This window comes from Rhizobium sp. KNZ2-6A (genome assembly GCF_056755475.1).
On sequence record NZ_JBNDIC010000054.1, the window covers coordinates 1 to 24,577 of the forward strand.

Sequence of the window (24,577 nt, forward strand, 5' to 3'; positions counted from 1 at the left end):
GAGCTTGGCCAGGAGCGTCTCGCAGGCGCCGATCTCTACGTCACTCTGGAGCCCTGCACCATGTGCGCCGCAGCCATTTCGTTCGCGCGCATCCGTCGTCTTTACTATGGCGCCGAGGATCCGAAAGGCGGAGGCGTCGACAATGGCGTGCGCTTCTATCATCAGCCGACCTGTCATCATGCGCCGGAAGTCTATTCCGGCCTCGGCGAGACCGCATCCGCCGATATCCTTAGAGGCTTCTTTCAAGCGAAACGCTCCGAGGACTGAAAAGCGGCGGTTTACAGCGCCGCGCGTCTTTCAAGACGCGCTAAGGACGCTGTAACATTTAAAATGCTGCATAATTTCCCCTTAAATCGATTTCGATTTAAGGGGAAATTATGCAGTAGCCGCCGCTTTGAGAACTTCTTACTGGAAGGGCTTCCACCAGCTGCTGTTGTTGGACTGCTGCGCAGCCTCCGCATCCTTCTTGCGCTTTTTTTCTTTCTTGGATTCGGGTGTGCCGAGATCGTCGAGGGCAGCCTGATCCGCAACCTGGCGATATTGCTGCGGCGGGTCGATCAGATAGCGGCGCTGGTTGATATAGGTGCCGGCTTGATCCTGGCGCGCGGCGCGATAGGTGGCCGTCTGCTGCGCTTCCGTCATGCGGCTTCTGCTGCTGTCGGCCTGGGCCAGTGGCGACCGATAATTGACGTCGTTCTTCTTCTCGTCGGCTTCTTCGGCGAGGCGCTTGCGCGCATCTTCCGGCGATTCCAGCCAGGCCGGATTGTCCTTGCTTGCCAGCGACTGCTGCGGCGCGGTCAGAGTATCCTTGGCACCATCGACAACCAGGCCGGGGCGGTTCGGATATTTCACGCCCTTCTCTTTCGGCGTTGCGGCCGAAACAGACGCGATATCGCCAAGGTCATCCAGGAGCTGCACGCCGGCCGTCTTGTCGGTGCCGTAAGTCGGGCTGCTCAGGCAGCCGGAAATGGCACCGCAGCCAATCACAAGTGCCGCCAAGCTGACGCCGACACGAACGCTATGCATCGCTCTCATGAAAACCCTTCCCAGCCATGCCGGAATAAACGTAACAAGACCCCATTTGACGGCAACTGCCGCAAAAATCGGGCCATTTTCAGGCAGGTTTTACCGGATGAACGCCGCAAAGGCAATTCATCCGGCAAGTTTCTTCAGTTGACAGCCATCAGCTCGCGCAGGGCCGCGGCATCGCGAGCCGAGACATCCGGATATTCCGGATCGGAGCCGACATCGGTGGTGATGCGCCAGGAACGGGCACATTTGCGGCCTTCGGCAAGCTTCGGAACCACGCCGACCTTGGCCGTGTCATCGAGGCGAAACGCATCGGTCGGACCTTCGCCACCGAGGACAGTGATGCCCGAGGTGATGCAGATCTCGGAGAAGTCCTGCCCTTCGAGCACCTTCAACAGCTCCGGATCAGCGATATAAACCACCGGAGCGGCTTCCAGCGACGAGCCGATCCGCTTGTCCTTGCGTTCGATTTCCAGCGCACCGGTGACCACGCTGCGCACGGCGCGGATCTTCTTCCACTTCTCGGCCAAGGCCTCGTTCTTCCACTCGACGGGAATGGTGACGAACTGCTCGAGGTGAACAGAGACTGCCGACGGATTGCGCGAGAGCCATGCCTCTTCCGTGGTGAAGGGCAGCATCGGCGCCAGCCACGTCACCATGCAGTCGAAGATCGAGCGGATGACGGCAAGCGAGGCGCGGCGGCGCAAGCTCGACGGCGCATCGCAGTAAAGCGCATCCTTGCGGACGTCGAAGTAGAAGGCCGAAAGCTCGACATTGGCGAAATCGATCAGAGCGCGGGCGATGCGCTTGAAGTCGAAGGCGTCGTAGCTTTCCCGCACCAGTTCGTCGAGCTCGGCGAGACGGTGCAGCATCAGCTGCTCCAGCTCCGGCATGTCGGCATAGGGGATGACTTCGCCCTTGTCGTGCGCCAGCGTGCCGAGCATCCAGCGGATGGTGTTGCGCAGCTTGCGATAGGCATCGACATTGGTCTGGATGATGGCCTTGCCGACGCGCAGATCTTCCGAATAGTCCGACGTCATGACCCAAAGGCGGAGGATGTCGGCGCCCGCATCCTTCATCACCTCTTGCGGCGAAGTGACGTTGCCCTTGGATTTCGACATCTTCTCGCCCTTCTCATCCATGGTGAAGCCATGGGTGAGGACGGCATCGTATGGCGCACGGCCACGCGTCGCGGCACTTTCGAGCAGCGACGAATGGAACCAGCCGCGATGCTGGTCGGAGCCTTCGAGATAGAGGTCCGCCGGCCATTTCAGGTCCGGGCGGTCTTCCAGCGTGAAGGTGTGGGTCGAACCGGAATCGAACCAGACATCAAGGATATCCATGACCTGCGTCCAGGCCTCGTTGGCCTTTTCGCCGAGGAAGCGTTCACGCGCACCTTCGGCAAACCAGGCATCGGCGCCTTCCTGCTCGAAAGCCTCGAGGATACGGGCGTTCACACGATCGTCCTGCAGGATGTTGCCCTGCTCGTCGACGAAGATCGCGATCGGCACGCCCCAGGCGCGCTGGCGCGACAGCACCCAATCAGGGCGCTGCTCGATCATGGCGCGCAGGCGGTTCTGGCCTGCAGCCGGCACGAAACGGGTGTCGTCGATCGCCTTCAGGGCGCGCGAACGCAGCGTCGAACCGTCGGCAAAGTCCTTGTCCATATAGACGAACCATTGCGGCGTGTTGCGGAAGATGACCGGCTTCTTGGAGCGCCAGGAGTGCGGATAGGAATGCTTCAGCCTGCCGCGCGCAAACAGCGTGTTCGTCTCGATCAGCGCCTTGATGACGAGGTCGTTGGCATTGCCCTTCTTGCCGTTGTCGTCCATGACACGGCCACCCTCGAAGCCCGGGGCATCGGCGGTGTAGAAGCCCGCGTCGTCGACAGGGAACGGGATGGCGGAGGAAATCCCGCGCTTTTCAAGATCGCGGGCATGCGACGTCCAGGCGTCAAAGTCTTCGCGGCCGTGGCTGGGCGCCGTGTGCACGAAACCCGTGCCGGCATCATCGGTGACGTGATCGCCATCGAGCAGCGGCACCTTGAAGCCGTAGCCGAGAGAGGCGAGCGGATGAGCACAGGTGAGTGCGGCCAGATCAGCGGCGGTCACGTCGCTCACGCGCTTGTATTGCAGCTTTGCCTTGGCGAAAGATTCCTCTGCCAGCTTGTCGGCAAAGATCAGCTTTTCGCCCGGGCGCGGGCCGAAATCATTGGCAGCTTCCGTGACCTCATAGAGGCCGTAGGACACGCGCGAGGAGTATGCGATCGCGCGATTGCCGGGGATCGTCCAGGGGGTGGTCGTCCAGATGACGACAAAGGTGCCAGCGAGATGCGCCGGGCCTTCAGCCACCGGGAACTTCACCCAGATCATGTCGCTCTCGACGTCGGCATATTCGACTTCGGCTTCGGCCAGAGCCGTCCGCTCGACCACCGACCACATGACCGGCTTGGAGCCACGATAAAGCTGACCGGTACGGGCGATCTTCAAAAGCTCGCCGGCGATGCGGGATTCCGCATGGAAGTTCATGGTCAGATAGGGATTGTCGAAATCGCCCGTGATGCCGAGGCGCTTGAACTCCTCGGACTGGATCTTGATCCAGCCGGCGGCAAAGTCGCGGCATTCCTGGCGAAACTCGTTCACCGGGACCTCGTCCTTGTTCTTGCCCTTCTCGCGGTATTTCTCCTCGATCTTCCATTCGATCGGCAGGCCGTGGCAGTCCCAGCCCGGAACGTAATTGCTGTCATAGCCGCGCATCTGGAACGAGCGGGTGATGACGTCCTTGAGGATCTTGTTCAGCGCATGGCCGATGTGGATGTGGCCATTGGCATAAGGCGGGCCATCATGCAGCACGAACTTTTCGCGGCCAGCGGCGGAAGAGCGCAGCTTCTTATAGAGGTTCATCTCCTCCCAACGCTTCACCAGTTCCGGCTCCTTCTGCGGCAGCCCGGCGCGCATCGGGAAATCGGTTTCCGGCAGGTAAAGGGTCTTGGAGTAATCCATCTTTTCAGCGGTATCGGTCATAGTCGTGACAATTGCCTCGGTGTCTCGGGCGTCTTGCGCCTCAACTGGCGCAGCCATACGGGGATTTTTCGGCGGCGGAAAGCGCCTCGTGAACGAGACGCCAAAAACCCGGACCTTCCGGCAGCTTAAAGCGCGCGGAAGGCCGGGCCAATAATTCGTATCGCGTGGCTCAGCCGAAATTGGGTCATGGTCGCCGGTTCATAGGCGTTTTTTCCAGGGAAAGGAAGAGAAAACAGTCGTGGCAATTCATAGAAAAGCCGCGGACGTTTCCGCCCGCGGCCAATTTGAAGGTCTATCCGATCAGGCCCGTGCTGCTGCCCTCGCCGGCACGACGGCGTTGAGGACGACCGCCACGACGATATTGGCAAGAAGCGCCAGCAGCCCCGTATAGACGGTGAAGCCGGCTTCACCGAACGGGATCATGTGCAGCGGTTTCCAGCCGGCATCCCAGACGAGATAGGTGCCGCCGAAGAAGCCGACGAACCAGCCCGCAAGCAGGGCCGGCGCGCGGAACCACTTGGTGTAGAGGCCGAAGACCAGGGCCGGCAGCGTCTGCAGGATCCAGATGCCGCCCAGCAATTGCAGATCGAGCGCGAACTGCGTCGGCAGGAAGATGATGACGAGAAGCGCACCGACCTTGACGACGAGCGATGTCATCTTGGCGACCTTTGCCTCGCCGGCATCGGAAACCTGCGGGTCGACATAGGCTTTCCAGAAGTTGCGGGTGAAGAGGTTGGCGGCACCAATGCTCATCACGGCCGCCGGCACGAGCGCGCCGATGGCAATCGCCGCAAAGGCAAAGCCCGCAAACCAGCTCGAGAATAGGGTCTGGAACAGCGCCGGCACCACGTCATTGGCGCTGTCGAGTTTCAGGTGAGCGGCATGGCCCATATAGCCAAGCAACGCCAAGAGACCCAGCAGCAGCGTATAAGCCGGCAACAGCACCGCATTCTTGCGGATAGTATTGCCGCTGTTGGAGGCAAAGATGCCGGTGAGCGTATGCGGATACATGAAGGCCGCCAGCGCCGAGCCGAGCGCCAGCGTCGCATAGGCGACATACTGGTTACCGCCGAGGAGAAGGCTGCCCGCGCCCTTGGCCTGGAAATCCGCATCGGCCGCGGCGAAGACATTGGCATAGCCACCGAGCTTTGCGGGGATCAGGGCGATGGCCGCGATCACCACGATGTAGATCATGATGTCCTTGACGAAGGCGATCAGAGCCGGCGCGCGAAGGCCGGCCGAATAGGTGTAGAGAGCCAGAATGATGAAGGCCACCGCGAGCGGCAGTTCGCCATGGAGCCCCAGGGCCTTGAAGACCGCCGTCATGCCGACGAGCTGCAGGGCGATATAGGGCATGGTCGCGATGACGCCGGTGAGCGCGACCGCCAATTCCAGCGCCCGCGAACCATATTGGCCATGCACGATATCGCCCGCCGTGACGTAGCCGTGATCCTTCGCGCGCCTCCACAGAAGCGGCATGACCATGAAGACGAAAGGATAGACCACGATCGTGTAGGGCAGCGCGAAGAAGCCATAGGCGCCAACCGTATAGACCAAGGCCGGGACGGCGATGACGGTGTAGGCGGTGTAGAAGTCACCACCGACCAGGAACCAGGTGATCCAGGTGCCGAAGGTGCGTCCGCCAAGGCCCCATTCGTCGATATGGGCAAGGGTCTTCGGCCGACGCCAACGCGCCGCGACAAAGCCCATCACGGTCACCAGCGCCAGGAAGAAGATAAAGACGGCGAGTGCGGTCGTATCGATCTCAGTCGTCATGGCGCATGCTCCGATAGGCGATCCACGTCAGGATGGCGGTGATCGGCACCCAGGCCAGCTGATACCAATAGAAGAAGGGGAAACCGAACAACACCGGATCGTGGCTGTTGTAAAAGGGGACCCAAAGCAAGCCAATATAGGGAATAACGAGCAGCCAGCAGGCCGCCGTCCCAAAGCGTTTGTCCATCTCGTGCGCCTTTCGGAAAAATGGGTGCCGCGACTCGCACCCAGCTATATGAGCATTGCAGCATCTTCTTACCTGCTCAAGGCAAAAACATACTGCACTGCCGCAATCTCCGCGCGCAGCATGCCGAATAAAATCAGCTGAATGCGATGATGCGATCGAGCTCGCTCAGCGGCTGAACGCCGGCGAGCAGCGCCCGCGCCTCTTCCTCGTCCTTGCGGATCTGCGCGACCAGCGGGTCGAGGCCGTCGAACTTCAGCTCGGGGCGGAGGTAGCCAAAGAAGGAGACCGAGCAGATCTGCCCATAGAGATTGCCGCTGAAATCGAAGACGAAGGTCTCGAGCAGCGGCGCGCCATTGTCGGTTACCGTCGGGCGGCGTCCGTAGCTGGCAACGGCATCACGGATGACGCCATCGGCCGTGCGGAAGCGGACGGCATAAATGCCCGATCTCAGCGATATTTCCGACGGAAGCTGCATGTTTGCCGTGGGGAAGCCGAGGGTGCGGCCCAGCTTCTCGCCGCCGATGACGGGCGCCTCGACCGTGAAGCGGTATCCGAGCAGGCCGGCGGCCTGGGCGACATCGCCTTCGGCCAGCAGCGTACGGATGCGGCTCGACGAGATGACCTCGGTATTCTCATCGCGGAAGGCATCGATGAGCGTCACGCCGAAGCCGTTGTGGCTGCCGGCATTCATGAGAAAAGCCGGACCGCCCTGGCGATCGTGGCCAAAATGGAAATCGAAACCGGTGACGACTTCCGAGGCATGCAGCCAGTCGATCAGGATCGAATGGACGAATTCATCCGCCGAACGCTGCGAGAAGGCGCGATCGAAGGGATATTCGATGACGGCGTTGAAGCCGAGAGCTTCCAGGAGACGCGCCCTCAACGGTGCGGGGGTCAGCCGAAAGACCGGCTGCTCGGGCTTGAATATGGTGCGCGGATGCGGCTCGAAGGTCAGCACGAGGGCTGGAATGCCGCGTTCCCTGGCGATCTCCAGCGCGCGCGTGAGCACGGACTGATGGCCACGATGCACGCCATCGAAATTGCCGATGGCGATGACACCGCCCTTCAAGGCATCGGGAAGCGGCTCCCGGGTCTCATTGCGATGGAAAACGGTCATCGTGTGCCACTCTCCTCAGACAAGGCGCGGCATCCACCACTTCGGCGAAGCCTGCTCGCGCGCCAGGAAGGCGCCGAGAGCGGCCTCGTCCGTATGCCCCTCGACGACATATTCGCGGGCGTGGATGCCATGGCTGATATAAAGAAGATCGAGGCCGTAATCGAGTGCGCCGCGCACGTCGGTCGGCATGCCGTCGCCGATCGCGACCACGCGGGACAGCGGGAATTCACTGCGAACCTCGCGGGCCGCCGCGAGCGCTGCATCATAGATCGGCTGGTGCGGTTTGCCCGCGATGCGCGTCTCACCCCCAAGCCGCTCGTAATAGGCGGCCATGGCGCCGGCGCAGGGGATCATCCGGTGGCCACGCTCGACCACGAGATCCGGATTGGCGCAGATCAGCGGCACGTTGCGGGCGGACCAGGCCGTCAGCATATCGGTATAGTCATCGGGTGTCTCGGTCTCGTCATCGAAGAAGCCGGTGCAGACGATGCTCTCGGCCTCGCTCGCATCCACGCGCTGCACGTCGAGGCCTTCAAGAATGCCGATATCGCGCTCCGGCCCGAGCAGGAACACCTTCTTCGGTCCCTCGGCGATCAGCTTGCGGGTGACATCGCCCGACGTGATGATGCGATCGTAAACGCTGTCGGGTACGCCGATCGCTCTGAGCTGCTCGACCACTTTGGGAGCGACGCGCGGGGAATTGGTAATGAGGACGACGGTCAACCCCTCGGCGCGGGCGGCCTCGAGCGCGATCGAGGCTTCGCTGTAGGCGGCGACACCATTGTGGAGCACGCCCCAGACGTCGCAGAGCGCAACGTCATAAAGTCCGCCGATGTCGCGAAAGCTTTCGATCCGTTTGCCCATGCCATCCTCGCGCCAAATAAATCACGGGCTGACATCGCAAACCGGCCGGCAAATTACAAGAGCGGCGCGCAAGGTTTTTGCGACGCACAAGGCTCAAGGGGCGAGCGGAAGCAACGCTCAAAAGCGGCAGAAATCACATGCGGAGACCTTGGCGGAACGAGCAGGAAGAGCGTTGCCAAGCCCCTCCGGCGGAAGGTCAAAATGAGAGAGCCGTTGCAATGATATGCTACGTATGGCGGCCCCGGTCGTTAATCATGCTCGACACAAGCCGGTCGGCGCCGCAAAAAATTCACAGTGCTGTTCTTGACTCGTCTGGGAGCCACCCCTAAATCACCGTCGCTAGCACTCTCACAGGCTGAGTGCTAACAAAGTCCATACGGATCCCCCGCTGATCCGTGAATGTCATTTGATCGAGGGATTAGACAATGGCAAGCACCAATTTCCGCCCCCTTCATGACCGTGTCGTCGTTCGTCGCGTCGAGTCGGAAGAAAAGACCAAGGGTGGCATCATCATTCCCGACACCGCCAAGGAAAAGCCGCAGGAAGGCGAAATCGTCGCCGTCGGTTCCGGCGCTCGCGATGAGTCCGGCAAGGTCGTAGCACTCGACGTCAAGGTTGGCGATCGCGTTCTGTTCGGCAAGTGGTCCGGCACCGAAGTCAAGCTCAACGGCGAAGACCTTCTGATCATGAAGGAAGCCGACATCATGGGCATCATCGGCTAATCCAGCCGGTTCCCTTTCCGATAAAGCTGACGGGCCACAAACCCGGAAAACGCGAATTCAGGAGTTTCAAACATGGCAGCTAAAGAAGTAAAATTCGGCCGCAGCGCCCGCGAAAAGATGCTTCGTGGCGTCGACATCCTCGCTGACGCCGTGAAGGTCACGCTCGGCCCGAAGGGTCGTAACGTCGTTATCGACAAGTCCTTCGGCGCTCCGCGCATCACCAAGGACGGCGTCACCGTCGCCAAGGAAATCGAACTCGAAGACAAGTTCGAAAACATGGGCGCCCAGATGGTCCGCGAAGTTGCTTCGAAGACCAACGACATCGCCGGCGACGGCACCACGACCGCAACTGTTCTTGCCCAGGCCATCGTTCGCGAAGGCGCCAAGGCCGTTGCAGCCGGCATGAACCCGATGGACCTGAAGCGCGGCATCGATCTCGCCGTTGCTGAAGTCGTCAAGGATCTCCAAGCCAAGGCCAAGAAGATCAACACGTCGGAAGAAGTCGCACAGGTCGGCACGATCTCCGCAAACGGCGAAAAGCAGATCGGTCTCGATATTGCCGAAGCCATGCAGAAGGTCGGCAACGAAGGCGTCATCACGGTTGAAGAAGCCAAGACCGCCGAAACCGAACTCGAAGTCGTCGAAGGCATGCAGTTCGACCGCGGCTACCTCAGCCCCTACTTCGTGACCAACCCGGAAAAGATGATCGCCGACCTCGAAGACGCGTTCATCCTGCTCCACGAGAAGAAGCTCTCGAACCTGCAGGCCATGCTTCCGGTTCTCGAAGCCGTCGTTCAGACCGGCAAGCCGCTCCTCATCATCGCTGAAGACGTTGAAGGCGAAGCTCTTGCGACCCTCGTCGTCAACAAGCTGCGCGGTGGTCTGAAGATCGCTGCCGTCAAGGCTCCGGGCTTCGGCGACCGCCGCAAGGCCATGCTGGAAGACATCGCCATCCTGACAGGCGGCACTGTCATTTCCGAAGACCTCGGCATCAAGCTCGAGTCGGTTACCCTCGACATGCTCGGCCGTTCCAAGAAGGTTTCGATCTCCAAGGAAAACACCACGATCGTCGACGGCGCCGGCGCTAAGTCCGACATCGAAGGCCGCGTTGCCCAGATCAAGGCTCAGATCGAAGAAACCACCTCCGATTACGACCGCGAGAAGCTGCAGGAACGTCTTGCCAAGCTCGCTGGCGGCGTTGCCGTTATCCGCGTCGGCGGTTCGACGGAAATCGAAGTGAAGGAAAAGAAGGACCGCATCGACGACGCTCTCAACGCGACGCGCGCTGCCGTTCAGGAAGGCATCGTACCGGGCGGCGGTACGGCTCTGCTGCGCTCCTCCGTCAAGATCACCGTCAAGGGTGAAAACGACGACCAGGAAGCCGGCATCAACATCGTTCGCCGCGCTCTGCAGGCTCCTTGCCGCCAGATCGCTGAAAACGCTGGTGATGAAGCCTCCATCGTTGTCGGCAAGATCCTCGACAAGAACGAAGACAACTTCGGCTACAACGCTCAGACGGGCGTCTACGGCGACATGATCGCCATGGGCATCGTCGACCCGGTCAAGGTCGTTCGCACGGCTCTGCAGGACGCAGCTTCGGTTGCTTCGCTGCTGATCACCACCGAAGCCATGATCGCCGAACTGCCGAAGAAGGATGCCCCTGGCGGCATGCCGGGCGGCATGGGCGGCATGGGCGGCATGGACATGATGTAATAGGCCAACGGCCTGTTGCGATTGTTCAATCCGACATACGGAATTGACGAAGGGCGGCTCTCGAGCCGCCCTTTTCGTTTGTGCGCCTATGGTTTCGGGATGAGACCCGCAAGTTTCGCGTAGCGCAAATTTATGCAAATTGCCCCATTGCCGTTTTTGAAAAAGCTCCTATAAATCCCAGCGCAGCGATTTTAGAGAGTTAGCTGCAATGCACGCAAATTTTACTTATTTTCGGCACGCTTAATCAGCGCCCGTGCATGATCATGATCTTGTGAATTGATAGGCGTCCGGATTTTTTACTTGAAATGACTTCGCAGACGGGATCGCAAGCCCGAAAGAAGCATGACGAAAAATGGAATCAATGGAGCCGAATGCCCCGCTTTTTCGTGAGGCGCGGCACGCGGAAAGACATTCCAACCGGAAGATGCATGGGAATTTGGGTGAAGCGCAGGAGGACCATGCGCTCAAGTGGGGATCATCTTGTTCAAGATTGCCAAGGCCAATTTTGCCGCACCGTTTGCGCCGGGCTCGCTGGAGTTTGACGGCCACAATCCTGACCTAGTCGCGCAGTTCTGCGTTTCCGAGGGCTGGACGGGCGATCTGTCGAGCGGCATCATCAAGCTCGGGCAATGGAGCACGATGCTGCATGGCCTGACCTCCTCGGAATGCGGTCTCCTCAGCCTGATGCACTGCTACGACGCGCATGATCGAGTGCGCATCCTCGATCTGTTCGAACAGGCGGCAACCACCAATTCCTCTTTCTGCTATTCCACCACGACGCTTGGCGCCGGCGGCTATCGCCAGCCGATCTTCTGCGTCGGCGAATCCGTTACTGCGGATGGGCAACACACGGGCAGCATGGTCGGCGTCTTCCTGTTTCCACGCTTCAAGCCGGATCAGGGCAGCCAGTTGGCGGCCCGGCAGTAAAGCAATTGTTGATGATGGTCAGGTTGGTCCGTCATCGCCGCACTTTTGTGCGGCAAAGGTGAATACGCCTGACCTGTGTTAAGTCAATCAATCCCGCTTCGGAATATTGAGGCCGCGCTGACTTGCCGGGCGCGCGAGAGCACGATCAAGCCAGCTCATGACCGAGGGGAAGCTTTCGAGTTCGAGGACTTCACGGCCGCCATAAAAGACATCGACGCCGCGGACCCATGGGAAGGTGGTGATGTCGGCAATGGTATATTCGTCGCCCATGATCCACTGACGGCCCTGCAGGCGACCCTCCAGAACGCTCAACAGGCGCTTGGCCTCGTCGCGATAACGCTCGACAGGATAGGAATTGTTGGCGACCTTTTCGGCCGCGAATTTGAAGAAGTGGCCGAACTGGCCGAACATCGGACCGATGCCGCCCATCTGGAAGAAGACCCATTCCATCGTCTCATAACGCCCGGCGGCATCGGCCGGAATGAGCTTGCCGGTCTTTTCCGCGAGATAGACCAGGATTGCGCCCGATTCGAACAGACCGATCGGTTTGCCATCCGGACCGTTGGGATCGATGATCGCGGGAATGCGGCCGTTCGGGTTCAGCGAAACGAATTCAGGGGACTTCTGGTCGTTAGTACCGAAAGAAACCAGATGCGGCTCATAGGGCAGGCCGAGTTCTTCCAGCGCAATCGAAACCTTCACGCCGTTCGGCGTCGGCAGCGAATAGAGCTGGATGATATCAGAATTGCTGGCGGGCCAGCGCTTCGTGATCGGAAACGAGGACAGATCGGCCATGGGATTTCCTTCCAAAGATCATGATTTGGCGAATAAATTTGCGCCACCATAGCGGATATGAAGCCGATGGGAAGAGCGCGTGGGCGGCGCTATTGTTCAATGATTGTGAACTAATTGTACGCAGTTGTTTATCTTTTCAATTGCCTGAAAATCACGAATATCTGCCTCCAGAAATTGTCGCCACCCGATCCGAACTCAATTCACTGGAGATCATCATGTCCAATACCAACAATGTCATCATTCTCGTGGCGCGCATTCTGCTCGCTTTCATGTTCATCTTCGCCGGCTTCGGCAAGCTGACCGATCCGTCCGGCACCGCCGGTATGATCGCCGGCGCCGGCCTGCCCGCTTCGACGCTGCTGACCTATGTCGCCGGCGCCTTCGAATTCATCACCGGCGTCTGCGTTCTCATCGGCTTCCAGGTCCGCATCGTCGGCTGGCTGCTTGCCGCTTTCTGCGTCTTCACCGGCGTCGTCTTCCACCTGGGTACCGTCAACGTTCCGGACTTCCCGGCTGCCGCCAACGGCTGGATCAACGGCCTGAACTTCGTCAACTTCCTGAAGAACGTCACGCTCGCCGGCGCCTACATCATGCTCGCCACCAACGGCGCTGGCGCCTACTCGGTCGATGCCCGTCGCGGTACCTACGCAACCGCCTGATTGCCGCATACTTCCCAAGACAAAAGGCCCGCCAGAATTCTGGCGGGCCTTTTTGCGTGAATAAGAAGCTGAATCCTCACAGTGCGCTGCGCACCGCCGAAATGATGCGCTGAACCATCGGATCGCCCTCGTGACTTTCCTTGCGGGCACGCACCAGGCAAGCCTCCGAGCGCAGGATGATCCCGTCCGACAGGACCTTCAAATGGTTCGCACGCAGCGTCGAGCCGGTGGAGGTGATGTCGACGATGATGTCGGCAGAACCGGCAGCAGGTGCGCCCTCCGTGGCGCCGAGGCTTTCGACGATGCGGTAGAGCTGGATACCGTGCTGGCTCGAAAAGAACTGCTGCGTCAGCCGCCAGTACTTCGTCGCGACCGTCAGCCTGCGGCCGTGACGGGCGCGGAAATCGGCGGCGACATCGCCGAGATCGGCCATGGTGTCGACATCGAGCCAGATATCCGGCACCGCGACGACGACATCGGCATGGCCGAAGCCGAGCCTTGCGCAGAATTCGACGCGGCGGTCGGCCTCCGCCACACCCTCTCGCACGAGGTCTTCGCCGGTAATGCCGAAATCGACGCTGCCATTGCCGATCTCGCGCGAGATTTCCGAGGCAGACAGGAAGGCGATCTCGACACCGTCCCAACCTTCGACACGGCCGCGATAGGAACGGTCATTGCCGACTGCGACGATGGGCATGCCGGCACGTTCGAAAACAGCCGAGCAATCGTCCTTCATCCGGCCCTTGGAGGGAAGCGCAATCGTGATGGTCATCAGGCCGCCCTCGCGGTTTCGATGCGGTCGAGCCAGAGCGCGAAGCCGACAGCCGGAATGTGATCCTTGGCTCCGAGCAGGGTCATCAGCCGGTCGAAGCGGCCGCCGCCGGCGAGCACCTCGCTCGATCCCTCAACCGTCACTTCGAAGACGAGGCCGGTATAATAATCAAGCGGACGGCCGAAGGCGGCGCGATAGTCGATCTTCGAGGCATCGACGCCGGCATCCGCCAGTGCTTTGACGCGGGCGTCGAAATTCTTCAGAGCCGCGCCCAGCTCCAGGCCTGCCGCATTGGCAAAGCCGGCCAGTGCCGCGGAGGCATCCGCCAACGGCACGGTCAGCGATAGAAACTCCTCCAGTACACGGAAGGCGGCATCATCGAGCCGCGTTTCCGACAGGACCAGCTTCTCGCGAAGGCGGCGGGCGATCTCCTGTGGCGAACGGCTGGCATTGGTGGAATACCCGGTTGCCTGCATGGTCGCATCGATATGCTTGACCAGCCCCTGCTCATCGCCGCGATTGAGGAAATCGAGCACATGCGCATCGAGCCCGGGGACAGGCTGTGGGCTTGCGAGATGCGCCAGCAGGGTTTCGAGCTGCATCATATTCCCGAAGGCATGGATAAGCCGCTTCTGCCAGCCGGATGGCAGCCCGAGCGCCTGGACCACAGCTTCGAACACGGCCTGATCGCCAAGCGTCACGGACAGCGGCTTGCCGGGGACCAAACGGGTCAGGATAGCGATGGCATCGCCGATGACGCGAGCGTCGGCGCCGGCCGTATCGCGGTCACCCAGATCCTCGATGCCGGCCTGATAGAACTCATGGCCGCCTTCGCGGCGCTGACGAAAGATCTCGCCGAGATAGGAATAGCGCTTCGGCGTGCCCGTGGCGGTTTCGATATGGCGCAGACAGACCGGAATGGTGAACTCCGGCCGCAGGCAAAGGCTGGCGCCGGTTTCGCTCTCCGTCATGAAGATGCGCCGGCGAAGATCCTCGCCGGCCATATCAAGAAAGGGCTCGGCCGGCTGGATGATGGGGGTATCCACCCGCTCCGTCCGGCGGGTGCCGAACTCGGCCAGGAGATCATCGGCGAAATCTGGAAGGTTGATCAGGGGCATGGGGCTATTCTCTCCGTCTCCCCAGCGGGGAGAAGGTGCCTGACAAGGCGGATGAGGGGGTCGAGGAACGAAGTGACGAGGATACCAAGCGCCAGATGATGAATAGCTCGCGCGAGCCGAGAGCCCCCCTCATCCGACCCTTCGGGCCACCTTCTCCCCGAGGGGAGAAGGAGAAAACGAGACTGCTCGACCCACTCAGACATCGCCGAGTGCCCTCTTCCGGTCTTCCGCCTGTGCCGCGAGCATAACCTTGACCTTCGCAATCAATTCCGCTTCCGGCACGGTTTCCTGCGCCACACGCGCCTCGCGCCAGCTGGCATTGTCCTCGATCTCGCCGGAGAGGCGCTTGCCCTCGATGAGATCCTTGAGCTGGACGACACCCTCAGCGCGCTCGTCGCCGCCCTGGATGATGGCGATCGGGCAGCCGCGGCGGTCGGCATATTTCAGCTGGTTGCCGAATTTCTTCCAATTGCCCTGGAACATCTCCGCACGGATGCCGGCAGCGCGCAGTTGCTGCGTGAAGCGCTGGTAGCGGCCCATGGCATCGACATCGCCGTCCATGACGGTGACGAGCACCGGCTCGATCACCTCTTCGGCGCCGAGCTTGCCGAGATTCTTCAGCGCCGTCATCAGGCGTGAGACGCCGATCGAAAAGCCGGTCGCGGGCACCGGCTGGCCCATGAAGCGCGACACCAATCCGTCATAGCGACCGCCGCCGCCGACAGAGCCGAAGACGACCTTTTCGCCCTTCTCGTTGATTACCGGAAATGTCAGTTCAGCCTCGAAAACAGGACCCGTATAATACTCGAGCCCTCGCACGCAGGAAGGATCGATCTTGATACGATCTGCATCATAACCGGCGGCACGTATCATCGGCTCCAACTGTTCGGTAAGCAGGTGGACGGCATCATCGTATGGCAAATGAGCCATTCCGCCGAACTCATCTGGGACGCCACCAGTCTTGAGCGTAACCTGATCAAGTACCTGTTGAAGGCTTGGAACAGTTGAAGACGTCACCACGGCGAGCACGGCTTGGATCTGCCATTCTGCGAGACCGGTACCCTTGGTGAAATCACCGGACTCATCCTTGCGGCCAGGACCGAGCAGCAGCGCCACACCTTCCGGGCCGAACTTGTCGAGCTTGTCGATGGCACGCAACACGTTCAGCCGCTGTGCGGCCTTGTCATCGCCGCCGAGGCCGATCGCTTCCAGAACGCCGTCCAAAACCTTGCGGTTGTTGACGCGGATCACATAGTCGCCGCGCTTGATCCCCAAGGCCTCAAGCGTATCGGCCATCATCATGCACATCTCGGCGTCCGCCTGCACACCCGGCGCGCCAACGGTATCGGCATCGAACTGCATGAACTGGCGGAAGCGGCCCGGGCCTGGCTTCTCGTTGCGGAAGACATAGCCGGCGCGATAGGTGCGGTAGGGCAGCTGGATCTCGTTGAAATTCTCGGCGACATGGCGGGCAAGCGGCGCCGTCAGATCGTAGCGCAGCGACATCCACTGCTCGTCATCGTCCTGAAGCGAGAACACGCCTTCGTTCGGCCGGTCGCTGTCGGGCAGGAACTTGCCGAGCGCATCGGTATATTCGAACAGCGGCGTTTCGAGGGGATCGAAACCATAATGCTCATACACAGCCCGGATCTTTGCGGTCATTTCGTTGACGGCGCGAATATCGCTCGCCGAACGATCGACAAAGCCACGCGGCAGGCGGGCCTTGAGCTTCTGCGGTTTCTTTTGTTTGTCGCTCATCTGTAAGGTAATCCGGTACGGGAACAGTGGCGGTTAACTAGCGGATTGGGCGGAATGCGGCAAGGATTGTTATATGTTAGCGGCCGACAAAACCGACAAAAGCCAGAGAAGGCGGCATAAAGACCATGCCTCACGCAATCGTTCTGAAATGCACTGGTGACACGGCCGCCCCGGTCATGGATCTCTGGCGGGAGGCGAGCAGGTTCGAAACGGCTCCATCGATGCAGGCGCTGAATTATCCGCCGCATCTGACGTTTGCGGTCTATCAGGACGTAGCCGTGCCCTGGCTCGTCGCGGCGGCTCAGAAGGCTTTCGCAAACGTGCCGCCCCTATCAATCGAATTTTCCGGCATCGACCATTTTCGAAACGAGATGCTGGTGCTTTGGGCACGTCCCGTGGACGATCCAGTTCTGAGGCAGATACACACCGCCATTCACGACGAGATCGACCCAGCCCTTTGTCATGAGCATTCGCGTCCGGATCGCTGGCAGCCGCATTGCACCATTGCGATGAAGATCCCCGCAAGCACGGCGGAAGAAGCGCTGACATGGGCGAAGGTAACGCCTGCCAAGTTTACGCTCATCTTCGACGTGGTGGATTGCGTCAGCTTTCCGCCTGTCGAAATCATAAGGGAAGTCAAACTGCTGCCTTGATGGGCTTTCAATATTCAGACGATGCAATTTACGCTTGCCTTCGCGGCCGGCGCAGCTAGGTTCGTGTTCATGCGCTTACTTGCGATCCTGACGATGCTGATTGCCTGGCTGTTCTACGGTGCCATGCCGGCGCTGGCGAATTGTCCCGTCTGCGATTCCGTATCCGCAACGCCCGCAACATCGACCATGAGCATACACGAGGGCATGGCCAATATGCCTGGCATGGTGGGCCATAGCGACATGGCGCAGTATCATGAAAAGAAGCTGGAGAACCCCTGCGCCGGCGGCATGGCGCATGTGCCATCCTGTGCGGCCTGCCTTGCCGTGATCCCGGCGCTTACGATAGCCGACGGCAAGCCCGTCCTCTCCTATCCGGCACCCGCGCCTGCCCAGCGCCTCGCCGACTCCCGGCCGCAGCCTATGGCTCCCCCTCCCCGTTTCGCCTGACGATCACCCGTATTCATTTCACGAGCGGCTTTCCGCTCAAATCCAGATACCGTCCAGAAACGGAAAGGACACCTATGTCTACCTCAAAATCGCTGATCCTCGCCGGCGCATTCGCCTTCGCCCTTAGCCTTCCGGCCTTTGCCGACGACATGTCGGGCATGGACATGAGCAAGCCTATGGGCGACCAGGGCGCTTCCAGCAAGGCGTTCAACGACGCCATGGGCAAGATGCACAAGGACATGATGATCAATTACAGCGGTGACGCCGACGCGGATTTCGTCCGCGGCATGATCCCGCATCATCAGGGCGCGATCGACATGGCGAAGACCGAGCTGAAATACGGCAAGGATCCCGAGCTGCGCAAACTAGCGCAAGGCGTCATCACCGCGCAGGAAGCCGAGATCAAGGAAATGAAAGCCTGGCTGAAGAAGCACGGCAAGTAATTCGCCCGATAGTGGGAGGCGGCATCAATGCCGCCTCCTTTGCTGGATAACCGGCTTGCGCAAATCCGTGCAGTGATGCCTTCGACTAAAGCCACCATAACTATTGGTCGATCAGCCCATGATGGCGGGCAGTCGTGCAGCCAGCAGATCGATGACCGCACGCATCTTCAGCGAGAGCTGCGGCGTCTGCGGCCAGACCGCATAGACGTCGATGGCCCGACTGGAAACATTGTTCAGCGCTTGAGCCAGCCTGCCGGCGTATACGTGATCGCGCACCAGCCAGCAGGGCAGCCAGGCGATCCCCATTCCCGACACCGCCGCATCCGCCATGACCTCCAGATCATCGAGTCGGAGCCGCGTTTCCGGAAAGTAATCGACGGCAGTTCCGTCATCCTGCAAGAAAGTCCATTTCTTCGTCTCGCCCGATCTCCCATAGACGATCAGGTCGTGGCCATCGAGGTCGGCAATGGTCTGCGGCGCGCCTCTTGCGGCAAGATAATCCGGCGCCGCGCACAGGGTCATGCGATGGAGGGCGATCTTGCGCGCGGCGAGACCGGCTTCATCGCGCAGCGCGCTGTTGCGAACGGCCAGATCGAACCCCTCGTCGAAAAGATCGACCACCCTGTCGCTGAAGGAAAGATCCAGTTCGAGCCTGGGATGCATGCGGGCCAGCTCCAACAGCAGCGGTGCAGCGCAGCGGCGACCGAAGAGAACGGGCATGGAGATGCGCAGGCGTCCCGTGACCTCGCGCTTGCCCGATTCCAGCATGGCCTCGCCCGATTGTATCTCATCGAGCGCCCGGCGGCAGCGCTCGTAGAAGGCCTGGCCTTCATCCGTCAGGCTCTGCATGCGGGTGGTGCGGTGAAACAGGCGCACATTCAGGCGCCTTTCCAGCCGGGCGATGGTCTTGCCGATGGCCGAGCGCGAGAGATTCATGCGCGCCGCCGCCGCCGAAAAGCCGCCGGCCTCGACCGCCTCCACGAATTCGGGAATGCCGTTGAGCATATCATTCATGATGATTGCTTCCCTGTAGGAACCAGTTAGCGGAAATAATATCGCCACTGGCGACATGAAAGCAACGATATAGTGGGCTCATTGCTTTCAATTCCTCTCAGGAGATCATGATGACGAAAACCACGAAGCGCTGGGCCCTCGAGACGGTCACCGTCGGCGCCCCCTTGGTCCTCTCTGAAACGGCGGTTCCCACGCCTGCGTCCGGCGAAGTGCTGGTGCGGGTGAAAGCCGTTTCGCTGAACTATCGCGACAAGCTCGTTCGCGAGACCGGAATGGGCCTGCCGCTCCAGTTTCCCTTCGTGCCAGCCTCCGATATGGCAGGCGTTGTCGAAGCGGTGGGAGATGGCGTGACTAGATTCTCGGTTGGCGACCGGGTCATTTCGACCTTTCACCCCGGCTGGATCGACGACAAGCCGCTCGGCGATGCCCGTACCCTGCCCTACAAGACGCTGGGTGGCTTCTATCCCGGCATGCTTTCCGAATATATCGCCATGCCGCAGGACTGGCTCGTATCGGCGCCGGCAACCCTCGATTATGCCGAGGCAAGCACCTTGCCCTGCGCCGGCCTGACGGCATGGTTTGCTCTTGTGGAGCGCGGCAAGATCAAGCCCGGTGACAGCGTGCTGGTGCAGGGAACGGGAGGCGTGGCGCTGTTCGGCCTGCAGATCGCCGCCGCGCAGGGAGCCGAGGTCTTCGTAACCTCGACGGGGCCGGAAAAGCTCGCACGGGCAAAGGCGCTCGGAGCCCATCATGGCATCGACAGGAACAAAAGCGATTGGGTGGAGGAGGTCTATCGCCTCACCAACGATCGCGGCATCGATCATATCATCGAAATCGCAGGCGGGCCGAACCTGGGACAATCGCTGAAGGCGGTGGCGCTTCATGGCCGGATCTCCGTCATCGGCGTCCTCGAGGGCTTCGATATTTCCGGTCCGGCTGCGCCGATGCTGCTAAAATCCCCCGTCGTGCAGGGCATCAGCGTCGGCCACCGCCGTTCGCTCGAAGATTTCGTCCGCGCGGTCGACAGCATCGGCCTGAAGCCGGTCATCGACCACCGCTATACGCTCGGCGAGGTACCAGCAGCCTTCGATCATCTCGATCGCGGCGCCTTCGGCAAGATCGTCATCGAGCTGTGACGGCAGCCGGGCTGCCGCGAATGGCGGCGGCCCGGCTTCCATGTGATATCAGGCCTTCGGCTCGAACGGCTGCGGCACGCGCTGTGCGCCCTGGCGGGCCAGCATCCAGCCGGGATATTCGGCCGGAAGCGCGCTGACCTCGTCGAGCTTTGCAATATCGTCGGCATCGAGCTTCAGCTTGACGGCCGCCAAGTTCTGGTCGAGCTGATCGAGGCGCTTGGCGCCGATGATGATGCTGGTGACGAAGGGCTTCGAGAGAATCCAGGCAAGCGCCACGGTGGCGACGCTGGAGCCATGCTTCTCCGCCACTTCGCGCATCGCGGCGACGCAAGCCCAGGCGCGATCCTTCTCGACGGGCGGGAAATCGAAGCTCGCGCGCCGCCCCTCGCCATTGCCAGGGGCACCCGGACCATACTTGCCCGAGAGCAGACCGCCCGCCAGCGGCGACCAGACCATGAGCCCCAGCTTTTCCTCAGCCATCAGTGGCACGATTTCACGTTCCAGATCGCGGCCGGCGATGGAATAATAGGCCTGCACCGTCTCGAAGCGGGCAAAGCCGCGGCGTTCGGAAATGCCGAGCGCCTTGGCGATGCGCCATGCCTGCCAGTTGGAAACACCGACATAGCGCACCAGACCGCGCGAAACGAGATCGTCCAGTGCCCGCAGCGTCTCGTCGATCGGGGTTACCGGATCCGTGGCGTGGATCTGGTAGAGATCGATGTGATCGGTCTGTAGGCGATCGAGGCTTGCCTGCACCGAATCCATGATATGGCCGCGCGAGGCGCCGCGATCATTCGGCTTGTCGCCCATGACGCCATAGACCTTGGTGGCGATGACAACATCCTTGCGGGGAACGCCGAGGTTTTTTAGGGCCTGGCCAAGCAGCTTTTCGGAATTGCCGGAGGAATAGACGTCAGCGGTGTCGATGAAGTTGACGCCGGCGGCGAGCGAGCCTTCGACGATCTTGTCCGCCAGCGCCTGATCGACATCTGCGATCGAGCCCCAGAGGCCGTTTTCGGGATTGGCTTCGCCGAAGGTCATCGTGCCCAGGCAAAGTTCGGAAACGAACAGCCCGGTATTGCCGAGTTGATTGTAACGCATAGGAGAAATTCCCTTGTGGTCAGCCGGAAGATGCTTCCGGCCGGTGAATGCATATCTTTTGGCTATGGATTGGCCTCGGCATGGCAGCGGCTACCGGCGCCGCCCTGGAGAGGTCACGAGACAGTCGTCAAGGCCCGGCTCTGGCTCCGCGGCGATCGAGACAACAAGGACATAATGTATCGGAAACCGATTTCAACGCGAGACCTCCCGTCGATCACGATGCGGTTACCGCCGCCCGCTCTTGCTTCCGGTCCGCTGCGGGATAGACTCATACCTTCATACCATGCGCAAAACGGACATACCGATGACGCAACGTCCCTTGACCACGATCGGCTTCGATGCCGACGACACGCTCTGGCAGAACGAACAGTTCTACCGGCTGACGGAGCTGCAATTTACCGAACTTCTCGCCGATCACGCCGCAAGCGACCTCATTTCCGCGCGGCTGCTGGAGGCGGAAAAACGCAACCTCAGACACTACGGCTTCGGCATCAAAGGCTTTACTCTCTCGATGATCGAGACCGCGATCGAGATCACGGAGGGCGAAGTGCCCTCGACCGTCATCGCCCAAATCCTCGACATCGGCCGCGATCTTCTGGCCCATCCCGTCGAAACCCTGCCCCATGTACGTCAGACGCTGGAAGCTTTGTCCGGAAAATACCTGCTGGTGCTGATCACCAAGGGCGATCTCTTCGACCAGGAGCGCAAGCTCGCCCAATCCGGGCTTGGCGACCTCTTCGACGCGGTCGAGATCGTCTCGGACAAGAACGCCTCCACTTACCGCCGTATTTTTTCCAAGGTAGGAGACGGGCCGGAAAGGGCGATGATGATCGGCAATTCGCTGAAATCGGATATCGTGCCGGCGCTCGCCGCCGGAAGCTACGGCGTCTTCGTGCCGCACGAACTCACATGGTCCTTCGAACACGTGGAGGAACCGACCGAGGCGCCGCGTTTTCGCAAGATCGGTCATCTCGGGGAGCTGCGCGGCGTGCTCGACGCGCTGTCGTAAGCTCTCAGTTGTTTCGCAGTTCCGAACGGAAAACCGCGACGCACTTTTCCCGGAGCCGCTCTACTGCCCCTGCTTGGAGCGCGGCGGGAAGAGCGTCGGCCCCTGATCCTTCTGCTGATCGGCGGGCGTCTGCTGCGCGGCCGGCGGATTGGGATCGATGAGGATCTCGTAAGGCGCGCCGAGGCCGCGACGACGGGTGACGCGCGAATAATAGGGCTTGATCAGCCAGGTCGTATCCTCGTTGACGGTGACGTCGGCCGTATTGCCGTCCTCATCCGTGCCGAAGAAGGATTCATCCTCGCTCGACGACAGGTCGAAGATCGCCATATAGGCGTATTTGCTCTTGGAGCCGAAGGTGATCCGCACATGCTGGCCCTTCTTGAGCGGCAGCATATAGACCTTGCCCTTGCCGAATTTCGTCCAGCCCGTCAGCTTTTCGAGGACGGCGGGAAAGCCGAGCTTCTCGACCTTCTCGCCACGGTCGAGCTGCGGCAGCTGCTGGGTCGCATCCTCGGCATGGGCTACCGTGATACTGAACAGCGCAAGCGCGGCTACGGAAAGGCCGAGAAGCGCCGCTCTCATGGCCGCACCAATGCGCATCGCATCGCCTCCACCTCTTTCCGGCAGTAGCAGCCTTCGATGTGATCGTTGACAAGGCCCATGGCCTGCATGAAGGCATAAACTGTGGTCGGGCCGACAAAGGTCCAGCCGCGCTTCTTCAGATCCTTCGAAATCCGCACGGAAGCCGGCGTCGTCGGATTGGCGCGAAGATGCGCAAGATCGAAGACCTCGGGGCGTTCGGCGGCCGTCGGCTCGTGGCTCCAGAAATAGCGGGCGAGCGATCCGAATTCATCGCGCAGCTCGATGGCGCGGTTGGCATTGTTGATGGTGGAGACGATCTTACCGCGATGGCGGATGATGCCGGCATCCGCGAGACAGCGCTCGATATCGGCGTCGTCGAATCTCGCGACCTTCTCGAAATCGAAACCGGCAAAAGCGGCGCGGAAATTCTCGCGCTTGCGCAGGATCGTCAGCCAGGAGAGGCCCGATTGAAAGCCCTCGAGGCAGATCTTCTCGAAGAGCCTGATGTCATTAACAACCGGACGGCCCCATTCCTCGTCGTGATAGCGCTGATATTCCGGCAGGTTGCCGTGCCAGAAGCAACGGTCCCTGCCGTCTTCACCGGTGATGATGCCCGTGTCGGCCATTTTCGCGATTCGTCCCTATTTCAGCGCGCGCTACCGGAAACCGGTATGCAAATATCGGATAAAACCAAATCAATCAAACGCTTAAAATCATAAGCAGATTTCGGCGGCCGCGCATTCCGATTCCAGATTTACCACTTGCAAACCATCTTTCCAAACCAGGCGGTAACCCTGATAAAGCTTTATCGGCTTCGCGGCATTTTGATGAATGGATGTTTACCATTCGCTCGCGTGCAAGTGGCACCATGGTTTCGACCGGGCGCTTTCGCGCCCATCCTCGGTCCATGTGTAGAGAGTCTGTCCGATGATGAAACATGCCGTCCTGTGTGCCGCAGGCGCCCTGAGCCTGCTTGCGTCAACCGCTTTTGCCGACGACCGTTACCAGTCGCGCCCGCCCGTCATCGTCAGTCCCGATCTGACCGCTCCCTGGGTGATGCAGCTTGGCGGCGGCAATGTGCAGCCGGTCGTCTATCCCCGCTCGATGGCGCGCCGCGCGGCCGATCCCAGAATGGAACAGCAGGTAAATCCGCAGGTGCGCCAGGTCGTGCAGCCGCGTGGCCTGTTTGCGCGCCCTGTCGTGCAGCAGGTTGCCATGGCCCGTCCGCGATACCCAGCGATCCGCGGCCAGATCGACCCGCAATTCCTGCCGCAGATCGTCGATTACCAGACGAAGGAAAGACCCGGCAGCATTGTCATCGACACCAACAACCGCTTCCTCTATCTGGTGATGGACGGCGGCAAGGCACGCCGCTATGGCGTCGGCGTCGGCAAGCCCGGCTTCGAATGGGCCGGCGCCCACACCGTCACCCGCAAGCAGGAATGGCCGGACTGGACGCCGCCATCGGAAATGATCGCGCGCGAAGCGGCCAAGGGGCACTATCTCCCGGCTCACATGGATGGCGGCGAAACCAATCCGCTCGGTGCCCGCGCCATGTATCTCGGCTCCACGCTCTATCGCATCCACGGCACGAATGCGCCCTGGACCATCGGTAGCGCCGTTTCCTCCGGCTGCATCCGCCTGCGCAACGAAGATGTCACCGATCTCTATAACCGCGTAAAGGTCGGCACTCGCGTCATCGTGATGTGATCGGGGATCGCGTGTAAGCCCG

Annotated in this window: 25 protein-coding genes; 11 read left to right on the forward strand and 14 right to left on the reverse strand. The window is 60.7% G+C overall.

What is annotated here, in order from left to right; genetic code table 11:
* A partial coding sequence (locus ACPYOP_RS27365) for a nucleoside deaminase (protein ID WP_481413402.1) occupies positions 1–267 on the forward strand: 267 nt, incomplete at its 5' end.
* Positions 268–405: 138 nt separating this feature from the next.
* Here the strand turns inward: ACPYOP_RS27365 and ACPYOP_RS27370 are convergent.
* The 6 genes from ACPYOP_RS27370 to ACPYOP_RS27395 form a co-directional block, all read right to left on the reverse strand.
* Complete coding sequence (locus ACPYOP_RS27370) at positions 406–1,035, reverse strand: hypothetical protein (protein ID WP_481413403.1); 630 nt, start codon at positions 1,033–1,035, stop codon at positions 406–408.
* Between the two features lie 134 nt (positions 1,036–1,169).
* Positions 1,170–4,052 carry an isoleucine--tRNA ligase gene (gene ileS, locus ACPYOP_RS27375; RefSeq protein WP_481413404.1) on the reverse strand — a complete coding sequence of 961 codons (2,883 nt, stop codon included), beginning with the start codon at positions 4,050–4,052 and terminating at the stop codon, positions 1,170–1,172.
* 300 nt (positions 4,053–4,352) lie between these two features.
* The gene (gene mctP / locus ACPYOP_RS27380) at positions 4,353–5,828 is read right to left on the reverse strand and encodes a monocarboxylate uptake permease MctP (RefSeq protein ID WP_481413405.1); all 1,476 of its coding nucleotides are present in this window, start codon (positions 5,826–5,828) and stop codon (positions 4,353–4,355) included.
* Positions 5,818–6,015 carry a DUF3311 domain-containing protein gene (locus tag ACPYOP_RS27385; protein WP_034488324.1) on the reverse strand — a complete coding sequence of 66 codons (198 nt, stop codon included), beginning with the start codon at positions 6,013–6,015 and terminating at the stop codon, positions 5,818–5,820. The genes mctP and ACPYOP_RS27385 overlap by 11 nt, the downstream gene beginning before the upstream one ends.
* A 133-nt stretch (positions 6,016–6,148) precedes the next feature.
* Positions 6,149–7,132, reverse strand: coding sequence for a bifunctional riboflavin kinase/FAD synthetase (locus tag ACPYOP_RS27390; RefSeq protein WP_481413406.1), 984 nt, complete (start codon positions 7,130–7,132; stop codon positions 6,149–6,151).
* A 15-nt stretch (positions 7,133–7,147) separates the two neighbouring features.
* Positions 7,148–7,996 (reverse strand): TIGR01459 family HAD-type hydrolase, encoded by an 849-nt coding sequence (locus ACPYOP_RS27395; protein ID WP_481413407.1) that lies wholly within the window; start codon positions 7,994–7,996, stop codon positions 7,148–7,150.
* Positions 7,997–8,421: 425 nt separating this feature from the next.
* On the opposite strand from ACPYOP_RS27395, the gene groES reads away from it, so the two are divergent.
* The 3 genes from groES (at position 8,422) to ACPYOP_RS27410 (ending at position 11,358) form a co-directional block, all read left to right on the forward strand.
* The gene (groES, locus tag ACPYOP_RS27400) at positions 8,422–8,718 is read left to right on the forward strand and encodes a co-chaperone GroES (protein WP_004109735.1); all 297 of its coding nucleotides are present in this window, start codon (positions 8,422–8,424) and stop codon (positions 8,716–8,718) included.
* A 72-nt stretch (positions 8,719–8,790) separates the two neighbouring features.
* Positions 8,791–10,431, forward strand: coding sequence for a chaperonin GroEL (gene groL, locus ACPYOP_RS27405; protein ID WP_481413408.1), 1,641 nt, complete (start codon positions 8,791–8,793; stop codon positions 10,429–10,431).
* Positions 10,432–10,911: 480 nt separating this feature from the next.
* Positions 10,912–11,358 carry a hypothetical protein gene (locus tag ACPYOP_RS27410; protein ID WP_481413409.1) on the forward strand — a complete coding sequence of 149 codons (447 nt, stop codon included), beginning with the start codon at positions 10,912–10,914 and terminating at the stop codon, positions 11,356–11,358.
* 87 nt (positions 11,359–11,445) lie between these two features.
* Here the strand turns inward: ACPYOP_RS27410 and ACPYOP_RS27415 are convergent, their stop codons facing one another.
* On the reverse strand, positions 11,446–12,153 hold the full coding sequence (locus ACPYOP_RS27415; protein ID WP_481413410.1) for a glutathione binding-like protein: 708 nt from the start codon (positions 12,151–12,153) through the stop codon (positions 11,446–11,448).
* A 215-nt stretch (positions 12,154–12,368) separates the two neighbouring features.
* On the opposite strand from ACPYOP_RS27415, the gene ACPYOP_RS27420 reads away from it, so the two are divergent.
* Positions 12,369–12,812, forward strand: a complete 444-nt coding sequence (locus ACPYOP_RS27420; protein WP_481413411.1) for a DoxX family protein — start codon at positions 12,369–12,371, stop codon at positions 12,810–12,812.
* Between the two features lie 76 nt (positions 12,813–12,888).
* Here ACPYOP_RS27420 and hisG read toward each other — a convergent pair whose 3' ends face one another.
* From hisG to hisS, 3 genes are all read right to left on the reverse strand, one after another.
* Positions 12,889–13,584, reverse strand: a complete 696-nt coding sequence (hisG, locus tag ACPYOP_RS27425; RefSeq protein ID WP_481413412.1) for an ATP phosphoribosyltransferase — start codon at positions 13,582–13,584, stop codon at positions 12,889–12,891.
* Complete coding sequence (locus tag ACPYOP_RS27430; protein ID WP_481413413.1) at positions 13,584–14,702, reverse strand: ATP phosphoribosyltransferase regulatory subunit; 1,119 nt, start codon at positions 14,700–14,702, stop codon at positions 13,584–13,586. Before ACPYOP_RS27430 ends, hisG begins: the two co-directional genes overlap by 1 nt.
* A gap of 195 nt (positions 14,703–14,897) precedes the next feature.
* Positions 14,898–16,460, reverse strand: coding sequence for a histidine--tRNA ligase (gene hisS, locus ACPYOP_RS27435; protein ID WP_481413414.1), 1,563 nt, complete (start codon positions 16,458–16,460; stop codon positions 14,898–14,900).
* A gap of 125 nt (positions 16,461–16,585) precedes the next feature.
* On the opposite strand from hisS, the gene ACPYOP_RS27440 reads away from it, so the two are divergent.
* From ACPYOP_RS27440 to copM, 3 genes are all read left to right on the forward strand, one after another.
* On the forward strand, positions 16,586–17,113 hold the full coding sequence (locus tag ACPYOP_RS27440) for a 2'-5' RNA ligase family protein (RefSeq protein ID WP_481413415.1): 528 nt from the start codon (positions 16,586–16,588) through the stop codon (positions 17,111–17,113).
* 69 nt (positions 17,114–17,182) lie between these two features.
* Positions 17,183–17,560, forward strand: coding sequence for a hypothetical protein (locus ACPYOP_RS27445; RefSeq protein WP_481413416.1), 378 nt, complete (start codon positions 17,183–17,185; stop codon positions 17,558–17,560).
* Positions 17,561–17,634: 74 nt separating this feature from the next.
* The gene (copM, locus tag ACPYOP_RS27450; RefSeq protein ID WP_481413417.1) at positions 17,635–18,003 is read left to right on the forward strand and encodes a CopM family metallochaperone; all 369 of its coding nucleotides are present in this window, start codon (positions 17,635–17,637) and stop codon (positions 18,001–18,003) included.
* Positions 18,004–18,114: 111 nt separating this feature from the next.
* Here copM and ACPYOP_RS27455 read toward each other — a convergent pair whose 3' ends face one another.
* On the reverse strand, positions 18,115–19,017 hold the full coding sequence (locus tag ACPYOP_RS27455) for a LysR family transcriptional regulator (protein WP_481413418.1): 903 nt from the start codon (positions 19,015–19,017) through the stop codon (positions 18,115–18,117).
* 110 nt (positions 19,018–19,127) lie between these two features.
* Between ACPYOP_RS27455 and ACPYOP_RS27460 the strand changes: the two genes are divergently transcribed.
* Positions 19,128–20,153, forward strand: coding sequence for a zinc-dependent alcohol dehydrogenase family protein (locus ACPYOP_RS27460; RefSeq protein WP_481413419.1), 1,026 nt, complete (start codon positions 19,128–19,130; stop codon positions 20,151–20,153).
* 48 nt (positions 20,154–20,201) lie between these two features.
* Here the strand turns inward: ACPYOP_RS27460 and ACPYOP_RS27465 are convergent, their stop codons facing one another.
* The gene (locus ACPYOP_RS27465) at positions 20,202–21,254 is read right to left on the reverse strand and encodes an aldo/keto reductase (RefSeq protein WP_481413420.1); all 1,053 of its coding nucleotides are present in this window, start codon (positions 21,252–21,254) and stop codon (positions 20,202–20,204) included.
* Positions 21,255–21,558: 304 nt separating this feature from the next.
* On the opposite strand from ACPYOP_RS27465, the gene ACPYOP_RS27470 reads away from it, so the two are divergent.
* Complete coding sequence (locus ACPYOP_RS27470; protein WP_481413421.1) at positions 21,559–22,263, forward strand: HAD family hydrolase; 705 nt, start codon at positions 21,559–21,561, stop codon at positions 22,261–22,263.
* Between the two features lie 60 nt (positions 22,264–22,323).
* Here ACPYOP_RS27470 and ACPYOP_RS27475 read toward each other — a convergent pair whose 3' ends face one another.
* Together ACPYOP_RS27475 and ACPYOP_RS27480 are read right to left on the reverse strand one after the other, a co-directional pair.
* Positions 22,324–22,863, reverse strand: coding sequence for a hypothetical protein (locus tag ACPYOP_RS27475; protein ID WP_481413422.1), 540 nt, complete (start codon positions 22,861–22,863; stop codon positions 22,324–22,326).
* Complete coding sequence (locus ACPYOP_RS27480; protein ID WP_481413423.1) at positions 22,842–23,471, reverse strand: DNA-3-methyladenine glycosylase I; 630 nt, start codon at positions 23,469–23,471, stop codon at positions 22,842–22,844. The genes ACPYOP_RS27475 and ACPYOP_RS27480 overlap by 22 nt, the downstream gene beginning before the upstream one ends.
* Before the next feature lie 301 nt (positions 23,472–23,772).
* Between ACPYOP_RS27480 and ACPYOP_RS27485 the strand changes: the two genes are divergently transcribed.
* Positions 23,773–24,555, forward strand: a complete 783-nt coding sequence (locus ACPYOP_RS27485; RefSeq protein ID WP_481413424.1) for a L,D-transpeptidase — start codon at positions 23,773–23,775, stop codon at positions 24,553–24,555.
* The last annotated feature ends 22 nt before the right edge of the window (positions 24,556–24,577 follow it).